Origin of the sequence: Acinetobacter sp. YH01009 (genome assembly GCF_013420765.1) — a bacterium.
In the GTDB taxonomy this organism is placed as follows: domain Bacteria; phylum Pseudomonadota; class Gammaproteobacteria; order Pseudomonadales; family Moraxellaceae; genus Acinetobacter; species Acinetobacter amyesii.
This window is the reverse complement of record NZ_VOYE01000016.1, coordinates 79,090-92,322: the sequence shown is the minus strand read 5'-3', so window position 1 is coordinate 92,322 and position 13,233 is coordinate 79,090. Positions and strand designations below refer to the sequence as shown.

Below are 13,233 nucleotides of genomic sequence, written 5' to 3'. Positions count from 1 at the left end.
AGAGGAATTGCCACAAGATACGATAAGCTAAAACGTAACTATCAAAGCGCTGTTGCTTTAGCTTGTATATTTATATGGTTGCCTCTTTAGCTCAATTTATCGGCTGTAAATGTCAACACACCCTAATAAACGTATTCATTAATTTTGCAGTGTTCCTCAGTTGGTAATGTGAATACCATGCCACTCACCAACGAGCTAATACGATTACTTTCAGCCTTACGTTGCTTGGTATTCACCGACAGGGCATAAATGATCATTGTGTCCCGATACATTTTTTCAGGCTCAACTTTATAGTCAATTTCCGCAGCACAAACCATTTTTCTACTAACTTCGTGTGACGCTCTACGATAGACCTCACGATCATCACTAGCCAAAGTCAGCTTTCTTCGTAATTCTTGTGCATACTGCATATATACGCTAACAAATTCAGGGTTATTCCCATATTTGAGCTTTATGTATCCCTCAATATCATCACGCACACCATTACTATTTGCATCAATCCCACCAATGTTTTTTGTTTTATCTTCATTTTTTAGGAATTTTGATGTTCTCACTTCTTTTAGTGAATTCTGAATACTTAGATTAAGAAGCGAGGAACAGGCCATCAAAAGTATACTTAAGCAACTCAGTGCAATAACCGCTTTTTTCATAGGAATCATTTTACTTTTTTCGTTTAAATTTCGTTTTAGATGCAAAGAGTGTCTGAAAATAAGAGTGTCCAATTAAAAGAAGAATCTGTGTCCAGTACGATATACTATCAAGTGTCCAATTGGGCAAGAATATGCATCCTATCGAGGGCTTTTTAGATTCATTCTAAAGATATGACTCCTGTCATACCGATCAGCGTTCCTGCTGCATGTGCATTATTTATTTTTATTGCAAGACATCCTGTCTCTGTATGTTCTTACTATAGGCGCGTTGCTGTTGAGGCCATAGGCGTAAATACTGCAAGCGCTGTAGGTAAATGCCTACAGCAGAACGTCGCTAAATCCTGCTAGTGTAGTGATCTAAATAACAACAATGAGTTTCGCGCATGCCTGCAACACAAATCGATATACGGATGCAATACAGCATAGAACAAGAACAACAGTTGATAAATGCTGTCTTTGACGCCTTACAACAGAGTTTTCAACTGCCTCGATATGACCGCAATATACGTTTGCAAGTGCATGCGCTACATCGGTTTCAGGTGCTTGATCATTTGACGCAGCCTGAGCGCTTTACACATATCACCATCGATTGTTTTGCGGGACGAACCGTGGCAACCAAGCGTAAGTTATATCAAATGCTGGTGCAAAATTTGGTGGAATTTGGCATTCCGGCCGACCATATCATCATTACCTTACGTGAAAGCCCTCTAGAAAATTGGGGGATACGAGGTGGTCAAGCCGCTTGTGATGTCGATTTAGGTTTTCAGGTCGATGTTTAGTCTGTGCAAATACATGGAATGTTGCTTTCACATCGCCTAAACGAAAAAAGCCCCGACATCCTGTCGGGGCTTTTTCGGATTCATTCTAGCGGTATAACTCCTGTCCTACCGTTAAGCTTCCTGCTCATTGTCTTATCATTGTTGTTTTATGTTCAGTGACATCCTGTCGCTGTATGACCTTAATATAAAAGTAATCCAATAACGTGAATAGTGTCTATTATCCGCATCTAATGTAAGCCAAAACGTACAACACTTAAATTTTAATTCTGACCGTTCCTTCAAGGCATTGCATAGCAGCTAGGCTCTCGAATGCTAGATCTATGTTTCCAAATCGATCTAAACCGCTTTTAAAACAGCTGGAAGCTGGTTTTGAAGTGACTAAAAGCTTTATCAGCGGTGTTACATATTTTTGCGATTAATTGGTTGAATGGTGAACTAATTTATCAGACATTAAAAATTCATAATGAAAAATATACAGGGAATAAGATCGATGCTAAGAACACTTACACAACAACGGACGACGTCAAAACTTCAGCTCGCATTAGGTTGTGCCATTGCGCTTAGTGCTTCAGCAAATTGGGCAGCATCTCCACAAGAGATTAAGAAAATTGCGGAAAGTCAAAAACACAGTTATTTAGAGACCTTGAAAACCTTGGTCAATATTGAATCTGGCAGTAAAGATATTGAGGGTTTGAATCAAATTGCCAAGGTGGTCGCAGAGCAATTAAAAGCCACAGGGGCTGAGGTGAACGTGATTCAGCCCAAAGACATCATGAAACTCGATGGTGCGCCAGATCAGACAGGGCCGATTGTAAAAGCGGTACTGAAAGGCAAAGGTAAAACGAACATTATGTTGTTGGCACATAATGATACGGTGTATCAAAAGGGCCAATTGCAAGGTCAACCGTTTCGTATAGATGGTAATAAAGCCTATGGTTTAGGTATTTTGGACGACAAGCAAGGTGTTGCTGCAGTGATTCATGTCTTGGATATGCTGAAACAGCTGAAGTACCAAGATTACGGCACCATTACGGTGTTAATTAATTCAGATGAAGAAATCAGTTCACCCGGCTCGCGCCAATTGATTATGGATACAGCTCAAAATCAGGACGTTGTCCTCTCCTTTGAAACCGGTGGTTTAGAGGGAAGTTTGATGTTAGCCACTAGTGGGATTGGTGCGGCTTATTTAGATATTAAAGGGCGGGGTTCGCATGCGGGGGTAAAACCTGAAGCAGGGGTCAATGCCTTGACAGAACTGGCTTTTCAGATTCAACAATTAGAAAATCTATCCAATCCGAAAACGGGTTTAAAGCTGAATTGGACTGTTGCGACGGCTGGAAAAACCCGAAATGTGATTCCTGACCATGCGACAGCGCAGGCAGATGCTCGTTCCTTAAAACCACAAGATTTTGCTGAGTTGGAAAAAACCTTGAAGCAAAAAGTCAAAACCAAAAAATTGGCGGAAAGTCAGGTCGAGGTCAAATTTGAAGTCCGTCGACCACCTTTAGAAGCCAGTCCACAAGCCAAAAAATTGGCCGCGACAGCCCAGCAGATTTACACAAACGAATTAAAGCTGCCGATGAAAGTTGAAACGACCGCTTGGGGTGGTGGTACTGATGCCGCTTTTGCTGGGGTTAGTTCGAGAGCCGCGATCATTGAGGGACTAGGCATGTCAGGTGATGGATTACATTCAGATAAAGCTGAATATATTTTGACAGATTCTATCGTACCGCGTTTGTACCTGGTGACGCGTTTAATTGTGGAGAGTTCTAAAAAGTAATCGTATCCGATTGGGTGAGACCCATTGAGCCATGGCCCTGAGTTCGGTTGTGGCTCATGTTAGAGCTATTCTTGTGTAGCATTTGAAATGAAAAAAGCCTCGACATCCTGTCGAGGCTTTTTTCAGATTCATTCTAGCGGTATAACTCCTGTCCTACCGTAAGCTTCCTGCTTAGTCTTATCATTGTTGTTTTATGTTCAGTGACATCCTGTCTCTGTATGTTTTAACTTTATCGTGGATGATGCATGGGGTATAGCTGCCATCTGCCGAAAATAATGTAAGCCTGAACCTACAAAAGGCGGCATTTATCACGCGAACGGCAAGAATTAAGCACTCACATATTGCAGTAATTTTTTGAAAATCGCTTTAACCGCTTTGCTATCAAATTCATTCGGTTCGAATTTATCTGCTTGATTACGCGTGAAAATGTCACGAATTTCAACCACAGCATTACTGTCAATTAAGCCCAATTGGGTTGCCACTTGGCGAATTTGATCAATCGAACGTGAACCATTGGTGCCACCATAGCTAACGTATGCTGCAGGTTTTCCGCCCCATTCTTTACCGAGGTAATCCAACGCATTTTTGAGTGCAGGGCTATAACCGTGGTTATATTCAGGGCTAATGAAAATAAATGCGTCGCCTTGCGCGATTTTATCTGCCCATACTTGTTGTTTGGGTTGGTCATAAATTCCTGTTAATGGCGGATGTGCGCCTGCAAAAATTGGCAGATCCCATTCTTTTAAATCGACAATTTCAGTTTCTACGGTACTGTAGTCATAGCTTTCGATTTCTGAAAGTAGCCAGTTGGCAATTTTAATTGCCGTACGGCCTTCGCGGACACTGCCGACAATAATATGCAGTTTCATCATATTTCCCGTCTTGTTTTAAAGTTTTGCATTAAATTAATATGAATTCGGTCCGTTGCATATACAGAAAATGTATCGAGTCGATTGATAGTTATAAAAATAGTGATAAAAAAAGCTCCCGAAGGAGCTTTTCATTTGCTGAAACTTAGATCAGTTTTACGCCTTGTTGACCGGCAGGGGTCACTTTGAAAATTTCAACTTCAAAGGTGATATTTTTACCGGCTAGAGGGTGGTTGAAATCCACTTCGGTAATGTCTTCACCTACAGTTTTGATCACCCCATACAGACTTTGTTTGGCTTTATCTTCAAACTCAATCATATGGCCTTCAACAGGACGTTGCTCAAATTTGACAGTATCAAATTTTTGTACGTTTTCCGGGTTCCATGGACCAAAAGCATCTTCAGGAGGAAGGCTCACAGTACGGCGGTCACCTGCACGTAAACCGAATAAAGCTTTCTCAAAACCCGGTAATAAGCTGCCATCACCCATGACAAGGCTGACAGGTTCAGCACGGCTACGGGTATTGTCAATTTCTACGCCATTTTCAATAGCAACAGAAAAGTGAAGGTCTACTTTAGAACCTTCTTCAATACGAGTTTCCTCGTTAGGATTGATAAAATCAGTCATTTTGCGCTTCCGCACGTTGAATTCGGTGTTTTTCTAAGAAAAACGTATCGATAAGAAGCAGAATCGTGCCTAATGTAATGGCACTGTCTGCAATATTAAATGCAGGAAAGTGGCTGTTGTTGTAATACACGTGAATGAAATCCACCACATAACCTAAAGATACGCGGTCAATTAAGTTGCCTATTGCGCCGCCTAAAATCAGGGCAATGGCAATTGGAAGGACTTTCACGTTTTTTGGCATACGCATGAGCCAAAATACAAAAATGACAGACACAAGTCCTGCGAGTGAAGTAAAGAAATAACGTTGCCATCCACCGGCATCGGACAAGAAACTAAAGGCAGCGCCATAGTTATGTAGTAATGTCCAGTTTAAAAAGGGCATGACAGGTACAGGATCTGCGTAGTTCAGATGTGTACTTGCAATCCATTTGGTCCATTGATCCAAAATAATGGCAACAATGGATAAGCCCACCCACACTAAATTGTGTGGGTAGAATTGAAAGAAGCCCTTTTTTTCTTGTGGATTAGGCATATTTTCTCTCTTCGCCTTGACCTGTAGGAAGGTTAATAATACAACGAGAACAAAGACCTGGATGTTCGTGATGTGTATTCACATCTGGCAGTACATGCCAGCAGCGTGCACATTTTTCACCGTCAGCACCAGAGACTTTGACATTTAAACCGTCAAGGTCAGAGGCTTCGCCTTGTGCTGCGTCAAATTCATTAACAATCACTTGAGAGGTGATGAGGACAAAACGCAGTTCTTCACCGAATTTGTCTAAAACAGCTTTCAGTTCAGCATTGGCCCAAAGTTCAACTTTGGCAGACAAGTTTGAACCCACAGTTTTTGCAGTACGTGCAGCTTCAATAAACTTGTTTACTGCAGATTTGACGGTGATCAAGGTTTGCCATTCAGCTTCAGTCACCAGATTCGCTGTAGAGGCTACAGGAATGTCATACCACTCCGCAGTAAATACATATTTCTCAGATTGCTCTGGAATCAACGGCCAAGCTTCTTGTGCGGTAAAGCTCAAGATAGGAGACATCCAACGGACAAAGGCCTGAACCAAGTGATACAACGCCGTTTGTGCAGAATGACGCGCTGCTGAGTCTGCTTTGGTGGTGTACTGACGGTCTTTGATGATGTCGAGGTAAAAACCACCCAAGTCATTAATACAGAAGTTGGTCAATGCGCTAGTCACGATATGGAAGTTCATATCTTCATAAGCTTGTTGAATAGTTTTTTGTACTTCCGCAGCACGTTGCAAGATGTATTGATCCAGTGCGATCAATTGATCGACAGGCAAAGCATCAGTCGATGGTTTGAAGCCATTCAAGTTAGCCAACAAGAAACGCAACGTATTACGGATACGGCGGTAACCATCTGATGCACGGCTGAAGATTTCTTTACCTGCAGTCATTTCATAACGGTAGTCTGCAGACGCAATCCAGAAACGTAGGCCATCTGCACCCATGTCTTTAATGATGTCTTGCGGAGTGATCACGTTACCGATCGACTTCGACATTTTGCGGCCTTTTTCGTCCACAACGAAGCCGTGAGTCAATAAGCCTTTGTACGGTGCGCGGTTATTAATCGCCATAGATGTTAACAATGAAGATTGGAACCAGCCACGATGTTGGTCAGAACCTTCAAGGTACAAGTCAGCAGGGTCTTGCAATTCTTCACGTTCACGAAGTACTGCAAAGTGTGTTGTTCCAGAGTCAAACCAAACGTCTAGAGTGTCACGAACCGCATTGTACTGCTCTGCATCTGCACCGATAAACTCAGATGCATCACGGTTATACCAACCGTCAATACCTTCTTGTTCAATCAGCTTCGCTACTTCTTCGATCAGCTCAGGCGTACGTGGGTGAAGTTCGTTAGTATCTTTATGCACGAAGAATGGAATCGGCACGCCCCATGTACGTTGACGTGAGATACACCAGTCTGGACGACCTTCAATCATCGATTGGATACGGTTTTTACCCCAATCCGGTACGAAGCTGATGTCATTTTCAATCGCGTTCAATGCACCTTGGCGTAAACCTTTTGCATCCATGCTGATAAACCATTGCGGTGTTGCACGGAAGATAATCGGTGTTTTATGGCGCCAGCAATGTGGGTAGCTATGTTTGATCACCACATGTGCCCAAAGTTTGCCTGCTTCGGTTAAAGCAGCAATGATTTTTGGATTGGCTTTGTAGATGTGTTCGCCTGCAAAAATTGGCGCACTCGGTAAATATACACCGTTGCCGCCGACTGGATTGTCGACTTTCAGGTTGTATTGTAGGCCAACTTTATAGTCGTCCACACCATGGCCTGGCGCGGTATGTACAGCACCTGTACCACTGCCATCAGTTACATGCTCACCTAAGATTACTGGTACTTGGCGTTCAGCAATTAACGGATGTTGTAGTACTAGGTTTTCAAGTTTTGCACCAGCAAACTCAGCAATCACTTCAACTGCATTAAAGCCATAACGCTGCGTTGCAGATTCAACCAATGATTTTGCAAGGATGAAGTTTTGCGCTGCTTTGTCTTCGCCAGTTGCTTTCACCAATTGGTATTCAAGTTCAGCGTGTAGAGCAACCGCTTGGTTGGCAGGCATAGTCCAAGGCGTAGTTGTCCAGATCACGATATCTGTAGAATCGCTAACTGTAACACCTAGGCGTGCAGATAAATCAGCTAAATCAACAACGCTAAAACCAACGTCAATCGCATCTGATTTTTTGTCTTCGTATTCCACTTCAGCTTCAGCTAAGGCAGAACCACAGTCTAAACACCAGTTGACTGGTTTAAGACCCGGCTCAATATGGCCTGCTTTGGCAATTTCACCGAGCGAACGAACGATGTCGGCTTCTTGTTTGAAGTTCATGGTGAGGTATGGGTTGTCCCAATCACCAAATACGCCCATACGCACGAAGTCTTTCTTTTGTAATTCGACTTGGGTGTAAGCATATTCACGGCAGGCTTTACGGAAAGTTGAGGCATCTACTTTCACGCCGACTTTACCGACTTTTTCTTCAACTTTCAGTTCGATTGGAAGACCGTGACAGTCCCAGCCTGGTACATACGGTGCGTCAAAACCGTCCATTACACGGCTTTTAATGATGATGTCTTTGAGGACTTTGTTTACCGCATGGCCTAAGTGAATTTGGCCATTTGCGTATGGAGGGCCATCATGAAGCACATATTTTTTCTTGCCAATACGCGATGCACGAATCTGCTGATAAATGTTGTCGGCATACCACTCTTCTAACCATTTTGCTTCACGTACTGCGAGATTTGCTTTCATCGCAAATTCAGTACCTGGGAGGTTTAGCGTGGCTTTATAATCCACTGCATTTTCAGGATTTTGCTTATCGCTCATGCAAGTTGTCTTCCAAATTTATCAGCCCGTTGACTGACGCGTTTTACAATAAATAATCGGGGTTTAAAAGGGGAAATGAGGGTGCTGACCTCGAAACTCAAGGAGCTTTTCGACGTCGTCATCAATTCCGGCTTTCAGTGCTTCAAGCGAAGGGTAGTCCTTTTCGCCATGTAAAAAGTTCAAGAACGTCACCCGCATTAACAGGCCATACAGATTAGCAGAAACATCAGGAAAATGTACTTCTAATCGCCATTCAGGATGTTCCTGTTTAATCGCGGGACGCGTACCAACATGCCCTGCACCAAACAGGGCAGAGGGTGCATAACCTGCAACCCCTAATTTGTCAGCATTTTCGTTTTTTACTTTATCTGTTAAAGATTCGGTTTCACAAATGACATCGACTGCATAAATGCCATTTAAACAAGGTTTATGACGGTTTAAACGCACATTAATGGTAGGAAAATTAATGGTGCGACCGATTTGATCGCCGTACTGCACACGACCGGTGATGCTATAAGGACGACCTAAAAGTTTTGCGGCATGGGCAAGGTCACCTGCTTGTAATGTCTGACGAACCAGTGTTGAACTGACACGTTCACCATCGACTTCGACATTTTGCAGGGCTGTGACTTGGAAGCCGTATTGGCGTAAAAATTCGCTATTGCCTTGGCGGTTTTTGCCAAAGTGATGATCTTCGCCCAAAACTAAACTTTGTGTATTGAGTTTATTTTTTAAAATATCGGCAAATTCTTCGGCGCTGAGATTACGAAAGGCATTGTCAAATTTCGCCACCACAATATAGTCGACGCCCAGTTCAGTTAAATATTCGACTTTTTCACGTAGTGAACTGATTCGAGGCGGTGCATCATAAGCTTTAAAGAATTCAAGCGGTTGTGGCTCAAAAATCATCACAGCTGTTTTTAAGTTTTGTTGCTGTGCTATGTCTTTGAGCTGGCTGACCATCGCTTGATGACCCAAATGTACACCATCAAAATTGCCAATGGTCACGGCAGTTTTGGGGAGTTCTAAGTGGGGCGCTAAAGCATTCAGACGGAGCAGCTTCATGGGCGAATCAATTGTTGAAAATGTTTGAGGGCTATATATTGCCATAATCTTCTGCGTTCGTCTTGTTGTTGTGTTTTTACTCAAGTTTTTTTATGCAGAGATGAATTCAATATCAATAAAATAAATTATAAAAATAAATATTAATCAATTTTTCTTATTTAATGGTGTGCTTAAACTATAGACATTCCATTTTGATGAGCATCATGCGATGAAAATGCCATTTTATCAACTCCAGCATAAACAAGACTTGATTCGTCATTTCACCCCAAACTGGTTTACGGTGGTGATGGGCACAGGTGTGGTGGCCCTCATTTTACCATCTATAGCGGTGGCGCCGCAGTGGATGTGGTCCTTCGGAGCAGCGCTGTGGCAGATCAGCATCGTGTTGTTCATATTGTTTAGTGGGATGTATCTCAGCCGATGGATATTGTACCCACAAGCAGATTTTCCAGCATCCAGTGATGAGTTTATTTCTTGGGGCGATCCCCATGGCACTGGCAACCCTGATCAATGGCGCATTGAAATTTGGCACCACGCTATACACAGAGTTTTTGGGCATGAGCATCATCACATGGGCTGAATATTTATGGTATGTCGATGTGTTGATGTCAATAGCGATTGCATGGTGTGTTCCATTTCTGATGTTTAGTCGTCAGCAACATGCGCTGCAAGGCATGACCGCAGTATGGTTATTGCCGATAGTGGCTTGCGAGGTGGCTGCCAGTTCAGGCGGTTTATTGTTGGCGCATTTACCTGCACAGGCTCATGCTGTCCATATTTTGCTGGGGAGTTATCTGCTTTGGGGAATCTCAGTATTTCCAGCATTTGCCATCTTAAGCATCTTGTTGCTGCGTCTAGCTTTACATCAATTGCCAAGCAAGGATATGGCGATCAGCAGTTGGTTGGCCTTAGGACCGATTGGGACAGGGGCTTTAGCGCTGTTACTTTTGGGAGAGCAAGCCCCGCGTATTTTGACAGTAGTAAATTTGGTTGATTTAGGACAGGTGTTGCTTCAAGGCGGCGTATTCGCAGCCCTTGTTCTACTTGGATTTGGTGTATGGTGGTTTGGAATCGCTATACTCATCACGCTAAAACATTTGCGAGATTTACCCTTTAATCTCGGGTGGTGGGCGATGACGTTTCCATTCGGCGTTTTTAGTTTGGCGGTCATCCATTTGGCGGAACAGACGCAATTACACGCTATTCAACAGTTCGGTACTTTTTTTGCAGTATTGCTCTGTACGCTTTGGTTATTGGTGATGCTGAAAACCATACAAGGATTTTATCGCGGTAGCTTATTTTTTCTCCGTGTTTAAAAGCGTATTGTGATGCTCAGAGCGCATCTTAAATGATGTCGGGTGAATGTAAATCCGTTGAAGAAAACTATAGCGCGTTGGCTTTGACGGATTTCAGCAAACAAATATAGAGCTTGTGCAAGCGTGTGATGCAGTTACGTTATTTTGCTATCCAAGCAAAACATTCATGTATAAAATTTGCGCGTATTTTCAAGAGATCAATTGGCTTCGAGATATAAACTTGCTTGAAGTATAGGAACTAGAGCAAGGCATATGGATTAAAACAAAAAAGATAAAAATAAGGATTGAATTATGTGTAATCAAACCAGTTTTTGGGATGATGCCAAAGGATTATTAGAAGAGTGGTACGTCGCTTGTACCTCTAAAGAACTCAAAAAAGATCAACCTTTTTCAGCCACCCTGTATGGTAAAAAAATTGTTCTGTTCCGACAAAAAGATGGAACAGCCGCTGCATTGCTCGATCAATGTGTGCATCGTGGTGTGCCTTTGTCTCAGGGTAAAATGACTGATGGCTGCGTGAGATGTCCATATCATGGTTGGTCGTATCAGGGTGATGGCCATGTGGCGCATATTCCCAGTGTCAATGGGCAGTTTTTTCCAGAAAAACCGCATCCCTTTAAACAGCGTAGTTTTGATGTGTGTGAGCAAGATGGGGTGGTATGGATTTATCTCGGTGAAAAGCCCAAACAGGAACGCCCAGAAATATTTAAATTACCGTTTTATGATCAAGCCGGCTGGGTCAGCTATTACATGGTCGGCAGTTATGATGGTGAGATGGGCGCTGTTGCACAAAATATTATGGATGTGACCCATACCATATTTGTGCATGAAGGCTGGTTTCGTTCAGAGTCGGGAAAAGCCGTGGATGCCACCATAGATGTGGGGCCGCGCAAAGTAGTCGTTGACTATCATGACCATGATGCAGATGTCGGCAGGATGCCATGGCTGACCAATCCGCATGGTGCTGAACAGGTCCACCGCGACAGTTTTATCGCGCCGAATATTACCTTGGTGGAATACCATTGGGGAGAGCCATCGGGCATGGTGTTTAATAGTCTGATTAGCCCTGTGGGGCCGTATGAGTCACGGGTTTATACCTGTGTCAGTTATAAATTTCCGATTCCAAAATTGTTGTCTAAGGCATTGATGCCGGCTGTGAATGCCTATACTTGGGTGGTCAACAAACAAGACATTAAAATTTTGTCAGCGCGAAGAGCGGGCATCGAGCATATGCCAATGACCCATTCACATAGTGTGAGAGGGGATATGGCACATATTGCCTTAGAGAAGATTTTAGATGCCTTACGTCACGACCAACAATTGGCACCATCTTTTATTGGCAAACGTCCGATGCAATTTCAAATTTGATAGCATTCAAATCTGCGTGAGGAATTTATTTTCTGAGCAATGTGATTTTTGAAGATGATTTTTTCTGCGCACGTGCAAATGTATGCTATATGAAGGCATCAATTTGAGGAGACCGCTATGCGTCAGCAAATCGCTTTAATTATGGCCCTGCCGAGTGAATCTAAAGGCTTATTTGAAGCTGCAGGCATTGAAGTGCATTACAGTGGTATTGGTAAAGTCAATGCCGCATTTAAAGCCTTTGATGTGATTCAAAAAACCGGATGTCATACTTTGCTGAATTTGGGCACTGCGGGAAGTTCACATTTTGATGCACATGCTTTGGTTGAAGTAGCTCAATTTGTACAACGGGATATGGATGTATCGCCTTTGGGTTTTGATGTGGGGGTGACGCCGATGGATACCGATCATCCTGCTGAAATTCAGCCAGAGAGCATGTTTAGCCATTTGCCTAAAGGAATTTGTGGTACAGGCGACAGCTTTGAAACTGGGCTGCCGAAAGTACCGTGTAATCTTGTCGATATGGAAGGCTACGCAATCGCTAAAGTATGTAAAAAACTGGGTATTCGCTTTGTGTCGGTAAAATATATTACCGATGGTGCGAATGACACAGCACATCTGGATTGGGAAGAAAATTTATTATTCGGCGCAAAGAAATTATTGGAATTATATCAAACAGTAAAATAAGGCGTTTAGCTAATTTCGGTCGGCGACCATAGAAAGCTATGGTCGTATGCCAATTCGACCCAACTCAATTTACTTTTCTGGGCGTGGAATTACACCGTAAAGCATCATATGAACGGTATGTTGAATAATCCGTTGTTGCATACTGCGATTACGTAAGGTTTTTCCAGTGACCATTTCCATTTGGGTAGCAAAGTCAGCATAGTTTTGCGTAATTGCCCAAATGTTCAGAATTAAAAGTTCTGGATCAATATCTTTTGAAATTTTGCCTTGCTCTTGCCAGTTGCTAATGACTTTGGCTTTGCGTTTCACTAATTTTTTTAGTGGGCCTTTTAAAATTTCAAGAATGTGTGGTGCGCCCTGAATGACTTCAAGTGCGAACAAACGTGAGGCTTTCGGTTGCGTACGAGATACTTCAATTTTCTGCAATAGATAATTGGTGATCGCTTCTTCAGGCTCAAGGTCTGCTTCCAACATTTGTAGCGGTGCAAGCCACTTTTGTAGAACCGTTGTTAAAACTTCAACATAAAGCGCTTCTTTATTTTCATAATAATAGAAAATATTCGATTTATGCATTTCTGCAATCTGTGCGATCTCATCCAAGCTGGCGCCATTGAAGCCATACAGGGAAAAGACATCCAGTGCTGCACTGAGCAACTGGTGGCGTTTCTGGGTACTCTTTTTTTGTTCCATTAGCTCTTTTAAGAAAATGAAAAGGGAATATTG

11 protein-coding genes and 2 pseudogenes are annotated in these 13,233 nt (G+C 42.8%); 6 read left to right on the top strand and 7 right to left on the bottom strand.

Features of this window, described 5'->3' with window-relative positions; all coding sequences use genetic code 11:
- Positions 1–90: pseudogene (locus FTT76_RS14435) on the top strand (IS5/IS1182 family transposase); the annotation flags it as partial.
- 32 nt (positions 91–122) lie between these two features.
- On the opposite strand, the gene FTT76_RS14430 reads toward FTT76_RS14435, so the two are convergent.
- Positions 123–650 carry a hypothetical protein gene (locus tag FTT76_RS14430; protein WP_180051166.1) on the bottom strand — a complete coding sequence of 176 codons (528 nt, stop codon included), beginning with the start codon at positions 648–650 and terminating at the stop codon, positions 123–125.
- A 383-nt stretch (positions 651–1,033) separates the two neighbouring features.
- Here FTT76_RS14430 and FTT76_RS14425 point away from each other — a divergent pair, with 383 nt between their 5' ends.
- Both FTT76_RS14425 and FTT76_RS14420 read left to right on the top strand, forming a co-directional pair.
- Complete coding sequence (locus FTT76_RS14425) at positions 1,034–1,429, top strand: tautomerase family protein (protein WP_180051169.1); 396 nt, start codon at positions 1,034–1,036, stop codon at positions 1,427–1,429.
- A gap of 490 nt (positions 1,430–1,919) precedes the next feature.
- The gene (locus FTT76_RS14420) at positions 1,920–3,209 is read left to right on the top strand and encodes a glutamate carboxypeptidase (protein ID WP_180190601.1); all 1,290 of its coding nucleotides are present in this window, start codon (positions 1,920–1,922) and stop codon (positions 3,207–3,209) included.
- Between the two features lie 326 nt (positions 3,210–3,535).
- Here FTT76_RS14420 and FTT76_RS14415 read toward each other — a convergent pair whose 3' ends face one another.
- The 5 genes from FTT76_RS14415 to ribF all read right to left on the bottom strand — a co-directional run bounded on the left by FTT76_RS14415 (position 3,536) and on the right by ribF (position 9,142).
- Entirely contained in the window at positions 3,536–4,078 is a 543-nt protein-coding gene (locus FTT76_RS14415; RefSeq protein ID WP_180051195.1) for an NADPH-dependent FMN reductase, read from the bottom strand.
- A 145-nt stretch (positions 4,079–4,223) separates the two neighbouring features.
- Positions 4,224–4,706, bottom strand: a complete 483-nt coding sequence (locus tag FTT76_RS14410; RefSeq protein ID WP_078190656.1) for a peptidylprolyl isomerase — start codon at positions 4,704–4,706, stop codon at positions 4,224–4,226.
- The gene (gene lspA, locus FTT76_RS14405; protein ID WP_078190655.1) at positions 4,699–5,238 is read right to left on the bottom strand and encodes a signal peptidase II; all 540 of its coding nucleotides are present in this window, start codon (positions 5,236–5,238) and stop codon (positions 4,699–4,701) included. The genes FTT76_RS14410 and lspA overlap by 8 nt, the downstream gene beginning before the upstream one ends.
- Complete coding sequence (gene ileS, locus FTT76_RS14400) at positions 5,231–8,077, bottom strand: isoleucine--tRNA ligase (protein WP_180190600.1); 2,847 nt, start codon at positions 8,075–8,077, stop codon at positions 5,231–5,233. Before ileS ends, lspA begins: the two co-directional genes overlap by 8 nt.
- A 63-nt stretch (positions 8,078–8,140) precedes the next feature.
- Positions 8,141–9,142, bottom strand: coding sequence for a riboflavin biosynthesis protein RibF (gene ribF / locus FTT76_RS14395; RefSeq protein ID WP_168379800.1), 1,002 nt, complete (start codon positions 9,140–9,142; stop codon positions 8,141–8,143).
- 208 nt (positions 9,143–9,350) lie between these two features.
- Between ribF and FTT76_RS14390 the strand changes: the two are divergent.
- The 3 genes and pseudogenes from FTT76_RS14390 to FTT76_RS14380 all read left to right on the top strand — a co-directional run bounded on the left by FTT76_RS14390 (position 9,351) and on the right by FTT76_RS14380 (position 12,510).
- Positions 9,351–10,490: pseudogene (locus FTT76_RS14390) on the top strand (TDT family transporter).
- 259 nt (positions 10,491–10,749) lie between these two features.
- The gene (locus FTT76_RS14385) at positions 10,750–11,826 is read left to right on the top strand and encodes an aromatic ring-hydroxylating dioxygenase subunit alpha (protein WP_180088646.1); all 1,077 of its coding nucleotides are present in this window, start codon (positions 10,750–10,752) and stop codon (positions 11,824–11,826) included.
- Between the two features lie 117 nt (positions 11,827–11,943).
- Entirely contained in the window at positions 11,944–12,510 is a 567-nt protein-coding gene (locus FTT76_RS14380) for a 5'-nucleosidase (RefSeq protein WP_180088648.1), read from the top strand.
- A gap of 69 nt (positions 12,511–12,579) precedes the next feature.
- Here the strand turns inward: FTT76_RS14380 and FTT76_RS14375 are convergent, their stop codons facing one another.
- Complete coding sequence (locus tag FTT76_RS14375; RefSeq protein WP_180088650.1) at positions 12,580–13,200, bottom strand: TetR family transcriptional regulator C-terminal domain-containing protein; 621 nt, start codon at positions 13,198–13,200, stop codon at positions 12,580–12,582.
- Positions 13,201–13,233 lie beyond the last annotated feature (33 nt).

Coding starts and splice junctions, on each gene's coding strand:
- FTT76_RS14380 (WP_180088648.1), top strand. CDS start 11,944: ATGCGTCAGCAAATCGCTTTAATTATGGCCCTGCCGAGTGAATCTAAA.
- ileS (WP_180190600.1), bottom strand. CDS start 8,077: ATGAGCGATAAGCAAAATCCTGAAAATGCAGTGGATTATAAAGCCACG.
- FTT76_RS14375 (WP_180088650.1), bottom strand. CDS start 13,200: ATGGAACAAAAAAAGAGTACCCAGAAACGCCACCAGTTGCTCAGTGCA.
- lspA (WP_078190655.1), bottom strand. CDS start 5,238: ATGCCTAATCCACAAGAAAAAAAGGGCTTCTTTCAATTCTACCCACAC.
- FTT76_RS14430 (WP_180051166.1), bottom strand. CDS start 650: ATGAAAAAAGCGGTTATTGCACTGAGTTGCTTAAGTATACTTTTGATG.
- FTT76_RS14420 (WP_180190601.1), top strand. CDS start 1,920: ATGCTAAGAACACTTACACAACAACGGACGACGTCAAAACTTCAGCTC.
- FTT76_RS14415 (WP_180051195.1), bottom strand. CDS start 4,078: ATGAAACTGCATATTATTGTCGGCAGTGTCCGCGAAGGCCGTACGGCA.
- FTT76_RS14385 (WP_180088646.1), top strand. CDS start 10,750: ATGTGTAATCAAACCAGTTTTTGGGATGATGCCAAAGGATTATTAGAA.
- ribF (WP_168379800.1), bottom strand. CDS start 9,142: ATGAAGCTGCTCCGTCTGAATGCTTTAGCGCCCCACTTAGAACTCCCC.
- FTT76_RS14410 (WP_078190656.1), bottom strand. CDS start 4,706: ATGACTGATTTTATCAATCCTAACGAGGAAACTCGTATTGAAGAAGGT.
- FTT76_RS14425 (WP_180051169.1), top strand. CDS start 1,034: ATGCCTGCAACACAAATCGATATACGGATGCAATACAGCATAGAACAA.